The sequence below is a fragment of the Ruegeria sp. C8 genome, assembly GCF_056537565.1.
On the sequence record NZ_JBQFRV010000005.1, the window covers coordinates 219,383 to 235,562 of the forward strand.

Below are 16,180 nucleotides of genomic sequence, written 5' to 3' on the forward strand. Positions count from 1 at the left end.
ATGGCATCATTGAACGCGCGCAACCGCGATCCGTTACTGGACAGCACGACTCAGGCCGCGATTGAGCGGCGTACTAAGGAACTGATCGGGATCGCTCTGATTCTGTTGGGGCTGGCCGCTGCGGCAATGATCTGGTCCTACACGCCGGAAGATCCGAACTGGATGGTCTCAACCGACGCGCCGGTGCAGAACTGGATGGGCCGGATCGGCGCCTCGATCGCTGCGCCGTTGTTCATGATCGTCGGCTGGGGCAGCTGGGGGATCGCGCTGGTTCTGATCGGCTGGGGTGTGCGTTTTGCCGGTCATTTCGGCGAAGATCGCGCCGTGGCTCGGCTGATCTTTGCGCCGATCTGGATTGCCATTGTCTCGGTTTACGCCGCCACTCTGGTTCCGGGCGAGGTCTGGCGCGCGACCCATAGCTATGGGTTGGGCGGACTGTTTGGCGATACCGTCATGGGGGCTTTGCTGACGCTTCTGCCGATCTCTTCGCATTTCCTGGTTAAGCTGATGTCGCTGGCCATGGCCGTCGGAATGCTGGCGCTGGGTATCTTTGTTCTGGGCTTCACCAAAGCTGATGTCGCGCGTGGAACGCGGGCGTTCCTGCTTGGGCTGGTCATGTCTTACGACATGCTGATGAACCTGTTGGGTCGGGGTGCCTCGGCCACGGTACAGTCTGCGCGAGAGCGTCGCGAGCAATGGAAAGAAAACCGCGCCGCGCGGATCGAGCCCGTTTTCGACGACGAGATCGCATTCGAAGACCCAATCTTCGAAGAGGTCGAGGAAGAACCCGAACCCGCCCCCAAAACCGGCCTGCTGGCCCGGATGCCCGCGCTGATCCGTCGCCCCGAGCCGCTGCCAGAGCCTGAATTGGTCGAAGCCATGCCTGTGCAGGGTTTCGATGAAATGCCGGGTGAAGATCGCATCCGCTCGAAGATTTCGGCGGCGGTGCGCAATCGCAAGGTGGCGACCGGCGAGATGGCCCCGGAATATGACCCCAACCTGCCTCTGACCAAGGGCCGGGGTCGTGGGCCGGACCCGCTGATCTTTAATCCCAGAGGGGCGGATGAATTGCCGCCCGAGCCGCCCATGACCGCTGCTGGCCTGCCCCCCGAACCTGTTTTGTCGGCTGAGCCGAATTGGCAGGACACGGCGCATGACTATCAGCCAGAGCCGGGCTATGCGCCCGAGGATGACTATGCCGCGCATGCCTACGACGATGACGCCGTGTTCGAAGATACGGCGACACCTGAGCCGGTTGTGCCGCAGCGCCCGGCTGTGAAAATCCCGGTGGCCGAGCCGCGCAAGCCGGTAGTGGCCCAACCCGTCCGTCGCACTCCGCCACCGTCCCGTCGGGCACAGGCCGAGGCGCAGCCCACTCTGTCCTTCGAGGAACGGCATTCCGATTTCGAACTGCCGCCGTTGGGCCTGTTGTCCAACCCGGCCAGCATTCAGCGTCACCACCTGAGTGACGAGGCGCTGGAAGAAAACGCACGGATGCTGGAGAATGTGCTGGATGATTATGGCGTGAAGGGTGAGATCGTCAGCGTCCGCCCCGGCCCCGTGGTCACCATGTACGAGCTGGAACCTGCTCCGGGCCTGAAAGCCAGCCGGGTGATCGGTCTGGCCGATGACATCGCGCGGTCTATGTCGGCGCTGTCGGCACGGGTTTCGACCTTGCCGGGCCGCTCGGTAATCGGCATCGAACTGCCCAACGAAAACCGTGAGATGGTGGTGCTGCGTGAAATTCTCGCCAGCCGCGATTTCGGGGATGGCAACCATGCGCTGCCTCTGGCGCTGGGCAAGGATATCGGGGGTGAGTCCGTTGTCGCGAACCTGGCGAAGATGCCCCACCTGCTGATCGCGGGGACGACCGGCTCGGGTAAGTCGGTGGCGATCAACACCATGATCCTGTCGCTGCTCTATAAGCTGACCCCGGACGAGTGCCGCCTGATCATGATCGACCCAAAGATGCTGGAACTGTCGGTTTATGACGGCATCCCGCATCTGTTGTCGCCCGTTGTGACCGACCCGAAAAAGGCGGTTGTGGCCTTGAAATGGGTCGTTGGCGAGATGGAGGATCGCTATCGCAAGATGTCCAAAATGGGTGTCCGCAACATCGCAGGCTACAATGGCCGGGTGAAAGACGCGCTGGCTAAAGGCGAGATGTTCAGCCGCACGGTCCAGACGGGCTTTGACGATGAAACCGGGGAACCCACCTTCGAGACGGAAGAGTTCGCGCCTGAGGCGATGCCCTATATCGTCGTCATCGTCGACGAGATGGCTGACCTGATGATGGTCGCAGGCAAGGAGATCGAAGCCTGCATTCAGCGTCTGGCGCAAATGGCGCGGGCTTCGGGTATCCACCTGATCATGGCCACGCAGCGCCCCTCGGTCGACGTGATCACCGGTACGATCAAGGCGAACTTCCCGACACGGATTTCGTTCCAGGTGACATCGAAGGTCGACAGCCGCACCATTCTGGGTGAGATGGGCGCCGAGCAACTTCTGGGGCAGGGTGACATGCTGTATATGGCTGGCGGTGCCAAGATCACCCGCTGCCACGGCCCGTTTGTCTCGGACGAAGAGGTCGAAGAAATCGTCAACCACCTGAAGCAATTCGGTCCGCCCGATTACATGAGCGGTGTGGTCGATGGCCCGGCTGAGGAAAAGGCAGATAACATAGACGCCGTCTTGGGTTTGAGCACCGGTGGCAACACCAACGGCGAGGATGCTCTATATGACCAAGCGGTGGCGATTGTGATCAAGGATCGCAAATGCTCGACCTCTTACATCCAGCGGAAACTTGCCATCGGCTACAACAAGGCCGCCCGGCTGGTTGAGCAGATGGAGGACGAAGGCGTTGTTTCGGCAGCAAATCATGTCGGTAAGCGGGAAATCCTCGTCCCCGAGCAGTAGGATATTTAATAACAAGGTCAGAAGCCTTATCTGAGACGTATGAAACAGATTGCTTTTGCCCTTGCTTTGACACTGGCCGCGCCTGCCGCTTGGGCGGCGGACAAGCTGCCGCTGTCGGAGATCTCTAGTTATCTGAACAAGATGAAAACGGTTCAGACCAGCTTTACACAAGTAAATGATGATGGCTCGCTGAGTACCGGCAAGCTATGGATCCAACGACCCGGAAAGATGCGGTTCGAATATGATCCGCCCGACAGCGCGGTTGTCCTTGCGCGTTCGGGGAGTGTTCAGATCTTTGACCCGAAATCCAACCAGCCGCCCGAACAATACCCGCTGAAGCGGACGCCTCTGTCACTTGTGCTGGCCCGGAATGTGAATCTTGGGCAGGCCAACATGGTCGTTGGTCACGACTTTGACGGGACCGCGACCGTGGTAACGGCTCAGGATCCTAAAAACCCCGAGTCCGGGCGGATTGAGCTGATGTTCACAGACAACCCGGTCGAGCTGCGGAAATGGGTCATCTATGACAACGCAGGCACGCAAACCACGGTTCTTCTGGGGGAACTGACCGAGGGGGGACGCCTCGATCAGAGCTTGTTCTCAAACGGAAAACGGGTCGGGTCCAGCGACCGCTGACCCGCCCAAGTCAGTAGCGGCAGCTGGCCAGCTGAGCTTGATACAGGTTGGCCCGTGCATCGACATCGCTGGCCACATTCAATAGCCAGGATTTCTGGTTGTAGCTGCCGCGCGCATAGCCTGTATGACCTTCGTGATAGGCCAGATACTGGTTGCGCGTGTCGCCCAGGTTGATGCCGTTCCGCTCGTAGGTTTTGTTCATGTACCAGCCGATGAAATCGGACGCGTCGCGAATTCGGTCCCGCTTGGCGCGGCGTTTTCCGGTTTCACGCTGGTATTCTTCCCAAGTGCCGTCCAGAGCCTGGCTGTAGCCAAAGGCGCTGCTCTGCCGACCCATCGGGATCACGCCCAGCACATAGCGGTGCGGGGTGCGCGCATCATGACGATAGCGGCTTTCCTGATAGATCGTCGCCATCTGAACGTGAACGGGGACACCCCATTTCCGCTCGGTTTTTTTGAAGGCTTTGATGTAGTCAGGTTTCTCGCGCGCAATGCTGCACGCGTCATTTAGTCTGCTGGGTGGCTGTTTAGACCCGCCACCACAGGATGCCAAAAGCAGCACCCCTAGGAGTACGAATAGAATTCTGCTCATGTGCCTCGTGCCTTTTTTCTGGCATTCTAGCGCAGATTGAGCGCTGAGGAAATCACAATCGTTACAGAACGATAGCCAAAACACCCGGTAACGCGGCGACAGACAGCACCGTTGAGACCATAACCATGCCTGCTACGGCGTCTGCGTCGGCCTCAAACCGCTCGGCCAGCAGGTATGAAGTGACAGCGACCGGGGTACACATTTGCAAGACCAGAACACCGAATGCGATGGTTTCAAGCCCGAAGAGGATGGCAACGCCCCATCCGAGGGCAAAGCAGACCACCAGCTTGAGAAGCGACAGCCAAATGGCCTGGTGAAGACTGCGAGAGGTTAGTCGCGCGATTGCCACACCAACGGTTACAAGCATCATCGGAACAGCCATTTGCCCCAGCAAATCCAAGGTGTTGGTTAGGAACAGAGGTGTTTCCCAGTCTTGCCACAAGAACAGCGCCCCCAGCAGCGTGGCCCAGACCATGGGCTGACGGATGACCTGTCCAAAAGCGCCTTTACCCGCGACCAGATAGATCCCGTAGGTAAAGGAAAACAGCGCGGTCACGGCCAGAAAGATCACGGCATATCCCAAACCGGCCTGACCAAATGCAAAGATGCATAGGGGAAGGCCCAAATTGCCGGTGTTTCCGAAGATCAGCGGCGAAAGGTAGGTGCGTTGCTCAAGCTTTAGCACCTTTACAATAAACCAGAACACGACCGCGAGAACCAGATTGGCCGCAATGGTGGCCAGAGTGAACCTTGACAGGTCACCACCCGGAATTTCGGTCTGCATCAAGGCCACGAAAATCAGGCTGGGGACTGCCAGCGTCATTGCAAAGCGCGTCACAAATTGTAGGCGGTATTCAAAGCCAAGCTTGACCCAGACAAAGCCGATTGCTGACAAAAGGAACACGGGTGCCGCAATTTCGAACACTGTCAGTAAGAGGTTCACAGACTGTTTCCCTTAATTTCACATCAATGATTGGCTTTTCTGCCCGGAAAGAGGTAGTAACTTCTTTGGGGGCTGAAACAATGCTAAAGACACGCGCCAAGTACGGCCTGGGACAAGTAGTGCGACATAAAAAACATCCCTTCCGAGGGGTGATTTTTGACGTGGATCCAGAGTTTTCGAATACCGAGGAATGGTATGAAGCCATTCCCGAAGACAGTCGGCCGATCAAGGATCAGCCGTTCTATCACCTGTTGGCTGAGAACGACCAATCCTTCTATGTAGCTTATGTTTCTGAACAAAATCTGATCGAGGACCGATCGGGTGAGCCGGTTGAGCATCCTGACATCCCCAACATGTTCGGCCCTTTCGAGGATGGGTCCTACCCGCTGCACTTCCATCTGAACTGATCGGGGCGTCGCGTCGGCGCGTTGATCAATATCCCAACGCGCAACCGTCCTTTCTGGGGTCACTGGCCCCCTCCAAAACACCGTCTTCACGGATTCGTATGGCCTGTGCGCCACCCAGTGGAGTTTCTGGGGCCTCCACAGTGTGACCCATTTCGCTTAATTGTTGAGCAACCGCTTCGGGGAACCCGCGCTCGAGCTTCAGAATACCTCCGTCGGCGAAGGCGCGGGGGGCGTTGATGGCCTCTTGCAGGTCAAAGCCGAAATCCATCAGGTTTGACACGAACCGCGCATGTCCTGTGGGTTGATACGCCCCGCCCATTACGCCGAAGGGCATCGTAACGCGGTTGTTCTCGGCCAGTATGCCGGGAATGATCGTGTGCATCGGGCGTTTGCCTCCGCCCAACTCATTTGGGTGCCCGGCTTGTAGGGTAAAGCCTGCGCCGCGGTTTTGCAGCAAGATCCCGTATTTCTCGGACGCGATCCCCGAGCCGAAGCTGTGGAAGATCGAATAGATCAGAGACACGGCCATCTGATCGCGGTCGACGACGGTAATGTAGACGGTGTCCTTGTGAATCGCTTCGGTCAGCCGGGCGGCAGCGGGCATGGCCCGTTTAGGGTCGATCAAAGCCGCGAGGGATGCGGCGATGTCTTTGTCCAAAAACCGCTCGGCCCGCGCCATATGGTCGGGATCTGCGATGAAACGGTTGCGTGCGTCATAGGCCAATTTTGTCGCTTCGGCCTCTATATGCACCCGTTCCGCGCCCAATGGGTCCATGCTGGCAAGGTCAAAATGCTTGAGAATATTGAGCAGCAAGATCGCCGTTGCGCCTTGGCCGTTGGGGGGATGCTCGACCAGATCAACGCCGTGATAGGTGCCGCGCATCGGTTCGGAGGGGGTGCATTGGGTCGATTGGAAATCCTCGGCGGTGTGGAGGCCCCCCAAGGCAGAAAGGGTGTTGATCATATCCTCCGCGATTTCACCTGAATAGAAGGCATCCCGCCCATCTTTTGCGACCCGTCGTAGAGCCTCGGCTTGTTTTGGCGCGCGGAAGACCTGGCCTGTCTTTGGGACTTGCCCATGGATCAAAAAGTGATCCCGCGCAGCCCCCTGAAGGGTCGGTTCGCCATTGCGCCAGTCAAAGGAAACGCGTGGAGCAACCGGCACACCCTTTTCTGCATAGTGAATGGCCGGTTGCAGAATGGCATCCAGCCCCAGTCGGCCTTCGGTCTGGCTGAGATGACAGAACGCGTCGACCGCGCCCGGGATCGTAACCGCGTCTGGGCTGGTCAGAGGCACCGAGGTCAAGCCTTGTTCCCGCAGCGCGCTGGCTTGCGCAGCAGCAGGTGCCCGGCCCGAGCCATTTAACGCTCGGATCTGGTTTTCCCCCGCACGGTTGTAGAGGACAAAGCAATCGCCACCCAAACCGGTCATCTGCGGCTCGCAAATCCCCAGCAAGACCGCTCCGGCAATGGCTGCATCCATGGCATTACCGCCGCGTTCCAGAATGTCGACGGCGGCTTTCGCGGCAAGGGGGTGCGAGGTCGCGCACATCCCGTTTGTGGCCAAAACTTCGGAGCGGCCCGGCTTGTGTAGATCCCGCATCATCATCCCCTTACTTTGAACATAGCGAAACTATCGCGCAGGGAATGATTGTCCAGTTCTTCAAAGAGAGGAGGGAGGTTCCTCGGCGCCGTTCACTGGGTGGGGGCTGTGACACTTGACGCCGAGGGAAGCTATCTGAGCTACGGTGATATGTTTGACAGTCGTTTGGGGCGGCGCAATGGTTCGAAAAAGGCCTTATTGTGGCCATTTCGCGTCAAATCCCTTGGTTCATTCGGGCATAGGGACGTCGAACCGCAGTGACAACAGATTGCAACCATCGCGACGCTCATACCGAATCTCGCTTGTCAGTTCGTGAATCAGATACCAACCAAAACCCCCTTCTGGCAGGTCCTGCAGGCTGGTCTCAACCGAGGCCGGGGTCCCATCTGGAGGTTTGCATCCGGGCAGTGGCCGCCCCGTATCCGATATCAGAATGTCCAGCTGGTTGTGCTCCAACCGGCAACAGACCTGCACTTTGGCGGGTTCAATACCAGAATAGGCATGTTCGACGACGTTGTTGATCGCTTCCGCCAAGGCAATCTTCACGTCGTCCGCTTTTTCGACAGGCAAGCCGTGGTGGGCCAGGCCTGCGCTCAACTCCGCAATGCCAGCGCTGGCTTCCGCTTCAATCGCCGGAAAACTCAGTTGCAGGCAGGTTTGATCACTGGACGGCGTTACACACATCTACGTTGGCCGCATTACTCTGGCTTCGCCGACAACGCGTCGTCGAGGGAGTCGAACAACCTGAAAACGGTGTCCATTCGCGTTAGGCGAAACACTTTTTCGACCACGGGTTGCACCCCGGCCAGATCCAGCCGGCGTTCGCCGCCGATTTGTTTCATCGAGGCGACGATGGCTCCCAAACCACTTGAATCAATGAATTCCACGCCTGCCAGATCCAGAACGATGCGCGTTGCGTCGGTTTCTGTTTCGCGGCGCATGTCTTCCTTGAACTGGATCGCGATGGCCGCATCTATCCGTTCCGAATGAACGGTGATAATCTGTGCCCCTTCGGTAGTTGTGCTGGTCAGCCCCATGATTGACCGCCCTTTTCAGCTGAAATTGCGTCGTAGAAATACGCTAGACGGCAAATCTTACCATTCGGTATTCAAGTTCCGGCAAGAGGAGGGAATTCCGATGAAAAACGTAGTGATCGCAGGCGCGGCCCGTACACCTATGGGAGGGTTCCAGGGCATGTTCGATGGTGTTCCCGCTGCTGACCTTGGCGGAACCGCGATTCGCGGCGCCTTGCAGCAGGCGGGTGCGGAGACTGTCGACGAAGTCCTGATGGGCTGCGTGCTTCCTGCAGGTCAGGGACAGGCCCCGGCGCGTCAGGCGGGGTTTGCCGCCGGTTTGGGAGAAGAGGTGCCCGCCACGACCCTCAATAAGATGTGCGGTTCAGGTATGAAGGCCGCCATGATCGCGTTTGATCAGATCGCTTTGGGCCACACAGATACCATGATCGCGGGCGGGATGGAGAGTATGACAAACGCGCCCTACATGCTGCCGAAGATGCGCGGCGGAGCGCGGATCGGGCACGGACAGGTCGTAGACCATATGTTTCTGGACGGGCTTGAAGATGCCTATGACAAAGGCCGCCTGATGGGAACGTTTGCCGAAGACTGCGCCGAGACCTATCAGTTCACCCGCGAAGCGCAGGATGAATACGCGCTGCGATCTCTCTCGAACGCGCTGGCCGCTCAGGACAGTGGCGCTTTTGATGGGGAAATTGCTGCGGTCACCGTGCAAACCCGCAAGGGGACGCTGGTGCTTGAGGCGGACGAGCAACCCAAATCCGCCCGACCCGAGAAAATCCCGACGCTAAAACCGGCCTTCCGCAAAGACGGCACGGTGACGGCGGCAAATTCCTCCTCCATTTCCGACGGAGCGGCGGCTCTCGTTCTGGCCGCTGCAGACGCCGCTGAGGCGAAAGGACTAACCGTCCGCGCGCGCGTTTTAGGCCACGCCAGCCATGCGCAGGCCCCGGGCCTGTTCACAACCGCTCCGGTTCCTGCGGCGCAAAAGCTGCTTGAGCGTCTGGGCTGGACCAAAGATGATGTGGACCTGTGGGAGGTGAATGAAGCCTTCGCCGTGGTTCCGATGGCTTTCATGCACGAAATGGGGCTGCCGCGTGACAAGGTCAACGTCAATGGTGGCGCCTGCGCCCTGGGCCATCCAATCGGCGCATCTGGTGCCCGGATCATGGTCACCCTTCTGAATGCCCTGGAAAAACGCGACCTGAAACGCGGGATCGCAGCGATCTGTATCGGTGGCGGAGAGGGCACGGCAATCGCCATCGAACGCGTTTGACCCTCTGCGCTTTTGCAAATACTCCGGGGACTGGGGTCGTCGCCCCCCAAGACCTGGATCGGAGCAACGCCAATATGACCGTCGACTATGACACCCTCGCCAAAAACATCGCCTCCCTGACCGAAGGCGAAACCGATCAGGTCTCCCTGATGGCGACCATCGCGTGCGAGGTGCATCACGCCGATAATCGCTTTGACTGGACGGGGTTCTACCGCGTCACCGAACCGGGCCTGCTGAAGATCGGCCCGTATCAAGGCGGTCACGGCTGTCTAGTCATCCCGTTCGAGCGCGGCGTGTGCGGCGCAGCCGCGCGCACGGGTGAGGTGCAACTGGTTCCGGATGTGGATGCCTTTCCTGGTCATATCGCCTGCGCATCTTCCACAAGGTCAGAGCTTGTTTTGCCCGTACGCGATGCCTCGGGCGCCGTTGTTGCCGTGTTTGACATCGATAGCGACCAGCCGGATGCTTTCACGGATGTTGACGCGTCCGAACTGACCAAAATTCTTCAGAACGTTTTCTCCGCCTAGCTGCAACCCTAACTAAATCCTTGTGTTACTTGGGTTTGGTCTCTGGTCTATGATTTGTCGTGAAAAAATGCTTTGAAATTTCACGGAACTGAGGCATCGTGAAAAACGTAGAAGGAATTTCACGAGAATCGGAGTCTGGCTTTGAACACGCAAACCCCTCAGCGCGCGACGCTCGGAGCGGACTTGCGAGCCTTGCGAAAGGCAAGGGGTTTGACGCTGACTGAAATTGCCGATCGCCTGAACCGCTCGGTCGGCTGGCTGAGTCAGGTCGAGCGGGACATGTCCGACCCTTCAATCTCGGACCTGCGTCAGATCGCGGAATGTCTGGGTGTTCCCATGTCGATGCTGTTTTCGCATTCTGCCGCTCCGGTTGAGGAGCAAGGCTATGTGGTTCGCGCCGTTTCACGACGTCCTATGGGCTCGGGTGAAGAAGGTCTGATCGAAGAACTGCTGTCGCCAGACCTGACCGATGATTTCGAGATGGTGCATTCCACGTTTGAGCCCCGATCCAAAATGCAAAAACCCGCGGACCGACCTACGCAGGAGGTCGGATATATGATCTCGGGCCAACTGGACCTGACGATCGGCGCGCGGCACTTCACGGTCGGCCCGGGCGACAGTTTCCGGATCAAGCACGAACCCTATCAATGGGCAAACCCCTATGATGAGCCCGCCGTGGCCATCTGGGTCATTGCACCACCGGTATACTGATGAGCTTTGAGGCCTGGACCATATTCGCGCTGTTCTGGGTGGTGTTCGTCATCACTCCGGGGCCGAACGCGGTCAATTGTATCTCAAACGGCATGAGCTTGCCCTTCCCGAAGGCGATGCTTGGTGTGCTTGCGATCCTGACGCAGGCCAGTGCGTTTTTGAGCTTGTCGGCATTGGGCGTAACCGCCCTGATCGCAGCCTCACCCACCGCGTTCTTCATTGCCAAATTGGTCGGGGCGGGGTTTCTGATCTGGGTCGGTATTCGCGGATGGATCAACGCGAAACGGCCAGCGCCTGCCACTGAGCGCCCTGCGCGGCATGTCTATCTGCATGCGCTGGCGGTGGCGACGATCAACCCCAAAAGCGTTGCTGGCTATCTGGCGGCTTTCTCGCAATTTGTGCAGCCCGACGTGCCGATCTGGCAGCAGATGGGGGTGATCATGCCGACCGCTCTGATCATCACGACGCTCAGCTATACCGGCTTTACCCTGCTGGGCGCGCTGATGGGCAAGGCGGCATTGGGGGCTGTGTTCAATATCTGGGTCCGCCGGATCATGGCGACCTGTTTCATCATCTATGGCGTGTTGCTGGGTGCCAGCTCTTCGCCCGCAGCAAGGGGGTAGCTATATGCAGACGGGATCCTGCCTTTGCGGCAAAGTCGCGTTTACGATTGACGGAGACCTCTCGCCGCCCTCTGCCTGCCATTGCGGTCAGTGCCGCAAACAATCGGGTCATGTCTGGTCATCGACTTGGACACATCAGGACAACTTAAGCTTCACCGCCAGTAACACGCTACGTTGGTTCCGCTCCTCAGAAACGGCACGGCGCGGGTTCTGCAGCGAATGCGGCTCATTCCTGTTCTGGCAGCACAATGAAGAAGACACGATTTCGATCTCGATGGGGGCGCTCAGCGAACCGACGGGACTGAAACTCTCAAAGCACATCTTTGTCGCGGACAAGGGTGACTACTACGACATCTCAGACGATCTGCCCCAGCGGGCACAGTAACAGAGGATCAAAACACATGAGTGATTTTCCAACCAAGGCCCGTGTGGTCATCATCGGTGGCGGCGTTGTCGGCTGCTCGTCCTTGTATCATCTGGCGAAAAAGGGCTGGACGGACTGCGTTCTGCTGGAAAAGAACGAACTGACTGCGGGGTCTACATGGCACGCGGCGGGTAACGTGCCGACCTTCTCGACTTCGTGGGCGATCATGAACATGCAGCGCTATTCGACCGAGCTGTATTCGCGTCTGGCCGAAGAAGTCGACTATCCGATGAACTACCACGTTTCGGGGTCTATCCGTTTGGCGCACAGTAAAGAGCGCATGCAGGAATTCGAACGCGCGATGTCGATGGGTCTGTACCAGGGCATCCCGATGGAGATGTGGACCCCAGAGCAGGCGAAAGAGCGCTACCCGTTCCTTGAAACCCATGATCTGGAAGGCGTGCTGTACGACCCGACCGATGGCGACATTGATCCGGCGCAGCTGACACAAGCCTTCGCCAAAGGCGCGCGTGATCTGGGCCAAAAAATCATCCGCTTCTGCCCGGCCACCGATGTAACGCAACACGATGACGGCACTTGGACCGTTCACACCGAAAAGGGCGACATTGCCTGTGACTATGTCGTCAACGCAGCCGGATATTACGCGCAGCGTGTGGGTGAGATGTTCAAACCCTATGGCGGCCGCATGGTGCCCGCCATGGTCATGAGCCACCAGTACCTGCTGACCGATGAAGTCCCCGAGGTTGAGGCATGGTCGAAGGAGAACGGTGGCAAACTGCCTCTGCTGCGCGACGTGGATATCTCATACTACCTGCGTCAGGAAAAGAACGGCTTCAACCTTGGCCCCTACGAGCCCAACTGTAAGGGCGAATGGATGACCGAAGACGACCCGATGCCCGAGGATTTCAGCTTCCAACTTTGGAACGACGATCTGGACCGGATTGAGGACATCATCACGGACGCGATGGAACGGGTTCCGCTGATGGCAACCTCGGGGGTTGGTCGCGTGATCAACGGCCCGATCCCTTACGCGCCGGACGGTCTACCGATGATCGGCCCAATGCCCGGTGTGAAGAACGCATTTGAAGCGCACAGCTTTACCTTCGGCATCGCGCAAGGTGGTGGTGCAGGCAAAGTACTGGCCGAATGGATCGTTGATGGCCACACCGAGTGGGATATGTGGGCCGTCGATCCGCGCCGCTACACCGACTACACCGATCAGGACTACTGCAACCAGAAGGGCATGGAGGTCTACGGCAACGAATATGCCATGCACTTCCCGCACCACGAATGGCCTGCTGCGCGCGACAAGAAGCTATCGCCAGTCCATGCCAAGGTCAAAGAGCTCGGCGGTGTCATGGGGGCCTATAACGGCTGGGAACGTGCCAATTGGTTTGCCAAGCCGGGCGACGACACCTCGCTTGAGGCCACGCATACATGGGGTCGCTCGGGCCCGTGGGAGCAGCGCATCAAGGAAGAATGCGAAGCCGTGCGCGACAATTGCGGTGTGCTGGACCTGCCGGGCTTCTCGCGTTTCATGGTCAAAGGTGAAGGTGCTGCCGAAACTCTGCGTGGCCTGATCACCGGTGGTCTGCCCAAGATTGGCCGCATCAACCTCGTCTACATTTCGGACGACCGTGGCCGTATCCTGACCGAGATGTCCTGTATTCGCCTGGGCGAGGATGAGTTTGTGATGATCACAGCCGCCACCGCGCAGTGGCACGACCGCGACATCCTGATGTCCGCCATGCCCTCTAGCGTTTCAGTCGAGGACGTCACTACCACTCGTGACACGCTGATCGTGACCGGCCCGAAATCGCGCGAGATCCTCTCGGGCCTCAGCGATGCGGACCTGTCCACTGGCTGGCTAACGCATCAGTCCGCGACGGTTGCGGGCAAACCAGTCTTCCTGATCCGCGTCTCCTTCGCCGGAGAGCTGGGTTGGGAGGTTCACGCCCTCAACGAAGACATGCCCGCGATCTACGAAGCGATCCTCGACGCGGGTGCGACCCCGTTCGGCATGTACGCCCTGAACTCTCTGCGTATCGAGAAAGGCTACCGTGCGTGGAAGGGCGATCTGTCGACCGACTACTCGCTACTGGAAGGCGGGCTGGAGCGGTTTGTTAAACTGGACAAACCGCAAGACTTCCCCGGCAAGGCCGCGATCCTGAACGAAAAGCAACAGGGCGTGAAGAAATCCTTTGTCACGCTGACAGTGGACGCAGGCGATTGCGACGCGCCTTACATGTCCTGCATCTGGCAGGGCGATCAGATCGTGGGCGAGACCACCTCGGGCGCATGGGGCTATCGCGTTGGCAAGTCCATCGCGTTGGGCATGGTCAAGACCGACGTCGCAAACCCGGGTACTGAGCTTGAGGTTGAGATCTACGGCCAGAAGTACCGCGCCGTTGTTCAGGAAGACCAGCCGCTCTGGGATCCCGCCAACGAGCGTCTGCGCGCTTGATCCCTTTGGGGATTGCCAAATTGGCACAAAACTCCAAGCTGGGGCCCATGGTGGGCCCCAGTCTGCCTTTCACCAAAGTCCAAATCGGAAGGCTGAAATGACGATCCCTGCACATATGTCCGGCGTATACCTCATTCATCACGGCGGGCCGGAGGCTTTGCAGTGGCGCGAGGATATTCCCGTTCCAACGCCCGGTCCCGGGCAGGTTCTGGCCCGCGTCGCAGCTGCCGGGGTCAACAACACCGATATCAATACGCGGGTCGGGTGGTACTCCTCGGACGTGACCGGGGCCACCGATGACGTCGATCAGGATGTCGACGCCGGAGGGTGGGGCGGTGCGCTACAGTTTCCTCGAATTCAAGGCGGCGACCTGTGCGGCATTGTCGAAGCAGCCGGTCCGGGTTCAGGGTTTCAACCCGGTCAGCGCGTGACCTGCCCGATCAATCTGCCGCGCCCGCGACCTGGCCATCCACAGGGGTTTATTGCCTTAGGCTCTGAGATTGATGGCGCCTTTGCCCAATATTGTCTGGTCGAGGCGGATGTTCTCTACGATGTCTCTGCCTCGCCCCTGTCAGACACCGAGATCGCGGCCATTCCCTGCGCCTTTGGCACGGCCGAGAACCTTTTGACCCGCGCCGGGGTCACTGCTGGCCACAAGGTGCTGATCACGGGGGCTTCGGGGGGTGTCGGTCTGGCGGCAGTGCAACTGGCCCGCCTGCGCGGCGCGTCCGTCTGGGGCATAACCAGTGCCGCCAAGGCCGAGGTTGTGAAATCCCAAGGCGCGGTTGAGACCTTTGATCGCGATGCTGTGTTGCCTGCAGATATGTTCGACGTCGTGATCGACGTGGTTGGAGGCCCTAAATGGGCGGGCCTCGTGCTGGCCCTGAAACCCGGCGGGCACTACGCTGTATCAGGTGCGATTGCAGGCCCGATGGTGCAGGCCGATCTGCGCGACATCTACCTGCGCGATATCACCATTCACGGCTGCACTCACCAATCGCCTGAGGTGTTTGGCCGTCTGGCTGAGCTAATGAATGCCGGTCGGATCAAGCCTTTGATTTCCCGCACCTATCCCCTAAGGGATATTGCTAAGGCACAAGAGGATTTCCAATCCAAAGCGTTGCCGGGGAAATTGGTGCTGATCCCGTAAGGAGTTTATGACATGGCCGAAATTACTCTGTTAGATGGCTCGATCGGGCAGGAGCTGGTCAAGCGCAGCGGCAAACAACCGACGCCGCTCTGGTCGACGCGGGTGATGATCGATCATCCGGAGTTGGTGCGTGAGGTGCATGCCGAATACTTCCGGCGTGGGGCTACTGTTGCGACGACCAACACCTATGCCGTCCACCGCTCGCGCCTTGTGCGCGAAGGGATCGAGGATCAGTTGGCGCAATTGATCCATACGGCCGTATCTCAGGCCGATCTGGCGCGCGAAGGAAGTGGTGGGCGCATCGCAGGAGCGCTTGGGCCGTTATTGGCCTCCTACAGACCCGATCTTGAGCCTGATCCGGAGGAGGCCGGACGCAAATTCGCTGAACTGGTCGCGCTTATGGGGGATGGTGTGGACCTGATCCTGATCGAAACCGTCTCGTCGGTGATGGAGGCCGAAGGCGCCCTGAGGGGCACTGCTGGCTGCGGGAAACCTGTGTGGCTGGCACTGTCTCCGATGGATGAAGACGGAACGCGTCTGCGATCTGGTGAGCCGTTGGATCAGATTGCCCCCTTGGTCAAGCGTTACAATCCGCAAGCCGTGCTGATCAACTGCACCCGTCCCGAAGCGGTTCCAGCCGGGCTTGAAATATTGTCAGGGATGGGACTGCCATGTGGTGCCTATGCAAACGGCTTCACCCATATCGCCGAGGGGTTTTTGCAAGATGCCCCCACGGTTGATAGTCTCGCACAGCGCCACGACCTAAGCCCCGAGGCCTATGCCGACCACGCGATGGCCTGGGTCGAGCAAGGCGCAACAATCGTTGGCGGATGCTGCGAGATCGGCCCGGATCATATCGAGGCCCTCGCGCGCCGCCTGGAATCAGCCGGTCATCGGATCGTCTGAACCGACA

16 protein-coding genes are annotated in these 16,180 nt (G+C 59.0%); 11 read left to right on the top strand and 5 right to left on the bottom strand.

Features of this window, described 5'->3' with window-relative positions:
* Entirely contained in the window at positions 1-2,916 is a 2,916-nt protein-coding gene (locus ACR0KL_RS09315) for a DNA translocase FtsK (protein WP_480776914.1), read from the top strand.
* Positions 2,917-2,955: 39 nt separating this feature from the next.
* On the top strand, positions 2,956-3,552 hold the full coding sequence (locus ACR0KL_RS09320; protein WP_170677989.1) for an outer membrane lipoprotein carrier protein LolA: 597 nt from the start codon (positions 2,956-2,958) through the stop codon (positions 3,550-3,552).
* A 10-nt stretch (positions 3,553-3,562) separates the two neighbouring features.
* Here the strand turns inward: ACR0KL_RS09320 and ACR0KL_RS09325 are convergent, their stop codons facing one another.
* Positions 3,563-4,144 carry a transglycosylase SLT domain-containing protein gene (locus ACR0KL_RS09325; RefSeq protein ID WP_170375559.1) on the bottom strand — a complete coding sequence of 194 codons (582 nt, stop codon included), beginning with the start codon at positions 4,142-4,144 and terminating at the stop codon, positions 3,563-3,565.
* 61 nt (positions 4,145-4,205) lie between these two features.
* Complete coding sequence (locus tag ACR0KL_RS09330) at positions 4,206-5,087, bottom strand: AEC family transporter (protein WP_170552416.1); 882 nt, start codon at positions 5,085-5,087, stop codon at positions 4,206-4,208.
* A gap of 80 nt (positions 5,088-5,167) precedes the next feature.
* Here ACR0KL_RS09330 and hspQ point away from each other — a divergent pair, with 80 nt between their 5' ends.
* Complete coding sequence (gene hspQ, locus ACR0KL_RS09335) at positions 5,168-5,494, top strand: heat shock protein HspQ (RefSeq protein ID WP_170677987.1); 327 nt, start codon at positions 5,168-5,170, stop codon at positions 5,492-5,494.
* Positions 5,495-5,519: 25 nt separating this feature from the next.
* Here hspQ and ggt read toward each other — a convergent pair whose 3' ends face one another.
* From ggt to ACR0KL_RS09350, 3 genes are all read right to left on the bottom strand, one after another.
* Complete coding sequence (gene ggt, locus ACR0KL_RS09340; protein WP_170677985.1) at positions 5,520-7,097, bottom strand: gamma-glutamyltransferase; 1,578 nt, start codon at positions 7,095-7,097, stop codon at positions 5,520-5,522.
* A 228-nt stretch (positions 7,098-7,325) separates the two neighbouring features.
* Positions 7,326-7,781 carry an ATP-binding protein gene (locus ACR0KL_RS09345; protein ID WP_170701174.1) on the bottom strand — a complete coding sequence of 152 codons (456 nt, stop codon included), beginning with the start codon at positions 7,779-7,781 and terminating at the stop codon, positions 7,326-7,328.
* A 14-nt stretch (positions 7,782-7,795) separates the two neighbouring features.
* The gene (locus tag ACR0KL_RS09350; RefSeq protein WP_170638267.1) at positions 7,796-8,134 is read right to left on the bottom strand and encodes an STAS domain-containing protein; all 339 of its coding nucleotides are present in this window, start codon (positions 8,132-8,134) and stop codon (positions 7,796-7,798) included.
* A gap of 100 nt (positions 8,135-8,234) precedes the next feature.
* On the opposite strand from ACR0KL_RS09350, the gene ACR0KL_RS09355 reads away from it, so the two are divergent.
* The 8 genes from ACR0KL_RS09355 (at position 8,235) to ACR0KL_RS09390 (ending at position 16,173) form a co-directional block, all read left to right on the top strand.
* The gene (locus ACR0KL_RS09355) at positions 8,235-9,407 is read left to right on the top strand and encodes an acetyl-CoA C-acyltransferase (protein ID WP_480776915.1); all 1,173 of its coding nucleotides are present in this window, start codon (positions 8,235-8,237) and stop codon (positions 9,405-9,407) included.
* 74 nt (positions 9,408-9,481) lie between these two features.
* Entirely contained in the window at positions 9,482-9,934 is a 453-nt protein-coding gene (locus tag ACR0KL_RS09360; RefSeq protein WP_480776916.1) for a GAF domain-containing protein, read from the top strand.
* A gap of 141 nt (positions 9,935-10,075) precedes the next feature.
* Positions 10,076-10,645 carry a helix-turn-helix domain-containing protein gene (locus tag ACR0KL_RS09365; RefSeq protein ID WP_170375545.1) on the top strand — a complete coding sequence of 190 codons (570 nt, stop codon included), beginning with the start codon at positions 10,076-10,078 and terminating at the stop codon, positions 10,643-10,645.
* Positions 10,645-11,268, top strand: a complete 624-nt coding sequence (locus ACR0KL_RS09370; RefSeq protein ID WP_170375543.1) for a LysE family translocator — start codon at positions 10,645-10,647, stop codon at positions 11,266-11,268. The genes ACR0KL_RS09365 and ACR0KL_RS09370 overlap by 1 nt, the downstream gene beginning before the upstream one ends.
* Positions 11,269-11,272: 4 nt before the next feature.
* A complete protein-coding gene (locus ACR0KL_RS09375; protein WP_480776917.1) occupies positions 11,273-11,653 on the top strand; it encodes a GFA family protein in 381 nt (126 codons plus the stop codon).
* A 16-nt stretch (positions 11,654-11,669) separates the two neighbouring features.
* A complete protein-coding gene (locus tag ACR0KL_RS09380) occupies positions 11,670-14,117 on the top strand; it encodes a GcvT family protein (RefSeq protein ID WP_480776918.1) in 2,448 nt (815 codons plus the stop codon).
* Positions 14,118-14,214: 97 nt separating this feature from the next.
* Positions 14,215-15,267 carry a zinc-binding dehydrogenase gene (locus ACR0KL_RS09385; protein ID WP_170677973.1) on the top strand — a complete coding sequence of 351 codons (1,053 nt, stop codon included), beginning with the start codon at positions 14,215-14,217 and terminating at the stop codon, positions 15,265-15,267.
* Between the two features lie 12 nt (positions 15,268-15,279).
* On the top strand, positions 15,280-16,173 hold the full coding sequence (locus ACR0KL_RS09390; RefSeq protein WP_170677971.1) for a homocysteine S-methyltransferase family protein: 894 nt from the start codon (positions 15,280-15,282) through the stop codon (positions 16,171-16,173).
* Positions 16,174-16,180 lie beyond the last annotated feature (7 nt).